At 57.5% G+C, this 4,416-nt stretch carries 3 protein-coding genes and 1 tRNA gene; 3 read left to right on the top strand and 1 reads right to left on the bottom strand.

Features of this window, described 5'->3' with window-relative positions:
* Positions 1–41 precede the first annotated feature (41 nt).
* Positions 42–128: transfer RNA gene (locus JWR17_RS01645), tRNA-Leu, on the bottom strand.
* Positions 129–362: 234 nt separating this feature from the next.
* Between JWR17_RS01645 and rnr the strand changes: the two genes are divergently transcribed.
* From rnr to rpsF, 3 genes are all read left to right on the top strand, one after another.
* The gene (gene rnr / locus JWR17_RS01640) at positions 363–2,993 is read left to right on the top strand and encodes a ribonuclease R (protein ID WP_299827664.1); all 2,631 of its coding nucleotides are present in this window, start codon (positions 363–365) and stop codon (positions 2,991–2,993) included.
* Positions 2,990–3,751 (top strand): 23S rRNA (guanosine(2251)-2'-O)-methyltransferase RlmB, encoded by a 762-nt coding sequence (gene rlmB / locus JWR17_RS01635; protein ID WP_299827662.1) that lies wholly within the window; start codon positions 2,990–2,992, stop codon positions 3,749–3,751. The genes rnr and rlmB overlap by 4 nt, the downstream gene beginning before the upstream one ends.
* 224 nt (positions 3,752–3,975) lie before the next feature.
* Positions 3,976–4,401 (top strand): 30S ribosomal protein S6, encoded by a 426-nt coding sequence (gene rpsF, locus JWR17_RS01630; RefSeq protein WP_299827660.1) that lies wholly within the window; start codon positions 3,976–3,978, stop codon positions 4,399–4,401.
* Positions 4,402–4,416: the final 15 nt, after the last annotated feature.

Here is a 4,416-nt window from a genome sequence, read left to right as displayed (position 1 = left end):
GAAAACACAAAACCGAGCACGAGGCTCGGTTTTGTTTGAATTGGTGCCCAGAAGAAGACTCGAACTTCCACGACCTTGCGGTCACCAGCACCTGAAGCTGGCGTGTCTACCAATTTCACCATCTGGGCAGTTCGTTGGGTTCAGCAATAAGCTCTGATTTGACTCGGAAATTATCGTTTACTTTCAACTACAACAACGTTTGCCGTCGTTGTGGGGCGCATCTTACGGATGAGTGTAGGGGCTGTAAACCCCCGCCGTGAAATATTTTTCGGAATTGCAGGGGGGCGTAACGAACGGTGTCTTCGCGTTTCAATCAGGTATATGCCAAACTAAATAAATATAGATAAGGTGAACTCATTCTAATGGCCGATTGGCAGTCCCTCGATCCCGAGGCCGCGCGTGAAGCGGAAAAATACGAAAACCCTATCCCCAGCCGTGAGCTGATCTTGCAACACCTTGCCGACCGCGGGTCGCCGGCAAGCCGTGAGCAATTGGTGGAAGAGTTTGGCCTGACAACTGAAGATCAGTTCGAAGCCCTGCGTCGTCGCTTGCGCGCCATGGAGCGCGATGCTCAGTTGATCTACACCCGCCGCGGCACTTATGCGCCTGTGGACAAGCTTGATCTGATCCTCGGTCGCATCACGGGGCATCGTGACGGCTTCGGCTTCCTGATCCCGGATGATGGCTCGGACGACTTATTCATGAGCCCGGCGCAGATGCGTCTGGTGTTCGACGGTGACCGCGGCCTGGCCCGGGTTTCCGGTCTCGATCGCCGTGGTCGCCGTGAAGGTGTGATTGTTGAAGTCATCTCCCGCGCCCACGAAACCATCGTCGGTCGCTACTTCGAAGAGGGCGGCATCGGCTTTGTCGTGCCGGATAACCCGAAAATCCAGCAGGAAGTGCTGATCACGCCGGGGCGCAACTCCAGTGCCAAGGTCGGTCAATTTGTCGAAGTGAAAATTACTCACTGGCCGACGGCGCGCTTCCAGCCCCAGGGCGACGTGGTTGAAGTGGTGGGCAATTACATGGCGCCCGGCATGGAAATCGATGTCGCGTTGCGTACCTATGACATTCCCCACGTCTGGCCAGAGGCTGTGCTCAAAGAAGCCGCCAAGCTCAAGCCGGAAGTTGAAGAAAAAGATAAAGAACATCGGGTCGACCTGCGTCACTTGCCGTTCGTGACTATTGACGGCGAAGACGCTCGTGACTTCGACGATGCTGTCTATTGCGAAGCCAAGCCGGGCAAGCTGCGCTTGTTTTCGGGGGGCTGGAAGCTGTACGTCGCCATCGCCGACGTGTCGAGCTACGTCAAAATCGGTTCGGCGCTGGACAACGAGTCCCAGGTTCGCGGCAACTCGGTATATTTCCCCGAGCGCGTAGTGCCTATGCTCCCGGAGCAGCTGTCCAATGGCCTGTGCTCGCTGAACCCGCACGTTGATCGCCTGGCCATGGTGTGCGAGATGACTATCTCGAAAACCGGCGAAATGACCGACTACCAGTTCTACGAAGGGATCATTCACTCCCACGCACGTCTGACCTACAACAAGGTCAGTGCCATTCTGGAACAGCCGAAAACCGCTGAAGCCAAGCAACTGCGTGAAGAATATTCCGACGTTGTGCCGGACCTGAAGCAGCTTTATTCGCTGTACAAGGTGTTGCTGGCGGCACGTCATACCCGTGGCGCGATCGATTTTGAAACTCAGGAAACCCGGATTATCTTCGGCACTGAGCGCAAAATTGCTGAAATCCGTCCGACCACCCGTAACGATGCGCACAAGTTGATCGAAGAATGCATGTTGGCCGCTAACGTAGCCACCGCAGCTTTCCTGAAAAAACACGAAATCCCGGCCTTGTACCGCGTGCACGATGGCCCGCCGCCAGAGCGTTTGGAGAAACTCCGCGCGTTCCTTGGTGAACTAGGCCTGTCGCTGCACAAAGGTAAAGACGGTCCTTCGCCGAAGGACTACCAGGCACTGCTGGCCAGCATCAAGGACCGTCCGGATTTCCACTTGATCCAGACCGTAATGCTGCGTTCGTTGAGCCAGGCTGTTTACAGCGCCGATAACCAGGGCCACTTCGGCCTGAATTACGAGGCGTACACGCATTTTACTTCGCCGATCCGCCGTTACCCGGACCTGCTCACGCACCGTGCGATCCGCAGTGTGATCCGTTCCAAGCTGGACACGCCGCACGTTCGTCGTGCCGGTGCCATGATGATCCCGAAAGCGCGCATCTATCCTTACGATGAGGCGGCTCTGGAGCAGTTGGGCGAACAGTGCTCCATGAGCGAGCGGCGTGCCGATGAGGCCACCCGTGACGTGGTCAACTGGCTCAAATGCGAGTTCATGAAAGACCGCGTGGGCGAATCGTTCCCGGGTGTGATCACTGCCGTTACCGGCTTTGGTCTGTTCGTTGAGCTGACCGATATCTATGTTGAAGGGCTGGTGCACGTCACGGCGTTGCCGGGCGATTACTATCACTTCGACCCTGTGCATCACCGCTTGGCGGGCGAGCGTACGGGTCGTAGCTTCCGCTTGGGCGACACCGTAGAAGTGCGGGTCATGCGCGTCGACCTCGACGAACGCAAGATCGACTTCGAGATGTCTGAAAAGACCATCACGGCGCCGATTGGCCGTAAGCGTCGCGGTGCTGAAACTACGCCTGCTGCTGCCGAGAAATCCGAAGCGCCAGCTAAAACTGCCGGGCGTCGTGGCGCTCCAGCCAAGGCGGCGCCGGTTACCGAGGCGTACCGCCCAAGCGATGCTGCAGCGAAAAATGCTGAAGTACGCAAAAGCCGTGAGATGAAGCAAGCGTTGCTGTCCGAAGCGAAAGGTGGTGGAAAGGCGGCTGGGGGAAAGTCCAGTAAAGCCGACCCTGCTGCTTCGGGTAAACCGCCAGCCAAGGCAAGTAAACACCGTAAGGGTCCGCCCAAGGCGGGCTCGGCACCTGCCGCCAAAAGCGGTGCGGTGCGTAAACCTAAGGCCAAGTCATGAGTTCGTTGGAAAAGATCTACGGCGTTCACGCTGTAGAAGCGCTGCTGCGACACCACCCAAAACGCGTCAAGCAAGTCTGGCTGGCTGAAAATCGCAACGATCCGCGGGTCCAGGTGCTGATTCAATTGGCTAACGAGAACCGTGTGTCGGTAGGTCAGGCTGAGCGTCGCGAGATGGACGTCTGGGTTGAAGGCGTCCACCAGGGCGTCGTCGCCGAAGTCAGCCCAAGCCAGGTCTGGGGCGAAGCGATGCTCGACGAGCTCCTCGACCGTACCGAAGGCGCGCCGCTGATTCTGGTGCTGGACGGCGTGACCGATCCACATAACCTGGGTGCTTGCCTGCGTACTGCCGATGCGGCCGGTGCGCTGGCAGTGATCGTGCCTAAAGACAAGTCGGCGACGTTGACGCCGACCGTGCGAAAAGTTGCCTGTGGCGCAGCGGAAGTTATACCGTTGGTCGCCGTCACCAACTTGGCGCGCACCCTGGAAAAACTGCAGCAGCGCGGGTTGTGGGTAGTCGGTACGGCAGGGGAGGCTGAAGTTGAATTGTATCAGCAAGACCTGACCGGCCCGACCATCCTGATCATGGGCGCTGAAGGCAAAGGCATGCGTCGCCTGACGCGTGATCATTGCGACTACCTGGTAAAGCTGCCGATGGCGGGCAGCGTCAGCAGCTTGAACGTCTCCGTCGCCACCGGTGTTTGCCTGTTCGAAGCACTGCGCCAGCGCAGCGTAAAGGCAGCCGGCAAGAAAGCCTGACTCTTCTCTGCCCTGATGTGGCATGCCTGTCATGCCACTGCTCCTACGGAGATTGTTCAGTTTTTCACCAATTACCTTGCGCCTCTTCAGTCCCTTCTCTACAATTGCGCCCCTTGCTGTCATGGCAGGCGTTCTTGTGCCTGTGCTGGGCAAGACTCACAAGTGTCATTCACTCCTTGTCTGACCGTTTTTTAGCGGCAGGCTACAACCCGTAAGGAGCATTCATGCGTCATTACGAAATCATCTTTTTGGTCCACCCGGATCAAAGCGAGCAAGTCGGCGGCATGGTAGAGCGTTACACCAAGCTGATCGAAGAAGACGGCGGCAAAATCCACCGTCTGGAAGATTGGGGCCGTCGTCAACTGGCCTATGCAATCAACAATGTTCACAAGGCTCACTACGTGATGCTGAACGTTGAATGCACCGGTAAGGCTCTGTCTGAACTGGAAGACAACTTCCGTTACAACGATGCCGTGATCCGTAACCTGGTCATCCGTCGCGACGAAGCCGTTACTGGCCAGTCCGAGATGCTCAAGGCTGAAGAAAACCGCAGCGAGCGCCGTGAGCGTCGTGACCGTCCTGAGCACTCCGACAGCGCCGATGGCGATGACGGTGACAACGGTGACGCCAGCGATAACGCTGACGAGTAATCCACGGACCTTTTG

The organism is Pseudomonas sp., from assembly GCF_028293835.1.
GTDB lineage: Bacteria > Pseudomonadota > Gammaproteobacteria > Pseudomonadales > Pseudomonadaceae > Aquipseudomonas.
The sequence above is the reverse complement of the archived record's forward strand: the minus strand, read 5'-3'. Positions and strand labels throughout refer to the sequence as shown.

Coding starts and splice junctions, on each gene's coding strand:
- rnr (WP_299827664.1), top strand. CDS start 363: ATGGCCGATTGGCAGTCCCTCGATCCCGAGGCCGCGCGTGAAGCGGAA.
- rpsF (WP_299827660.1), top strand. CDS start 3,976: ATGCGTCATTACGAAATCATCTTTTTGGTCCACCCGGATCAAAGCGAG.
- rlmB (WP_299827662.1), top strand. CDS start 2,990: ATGAGTTCGTTGGAAAAGATCTACGGCGTTCACGCTGTAGAAGCGCTG.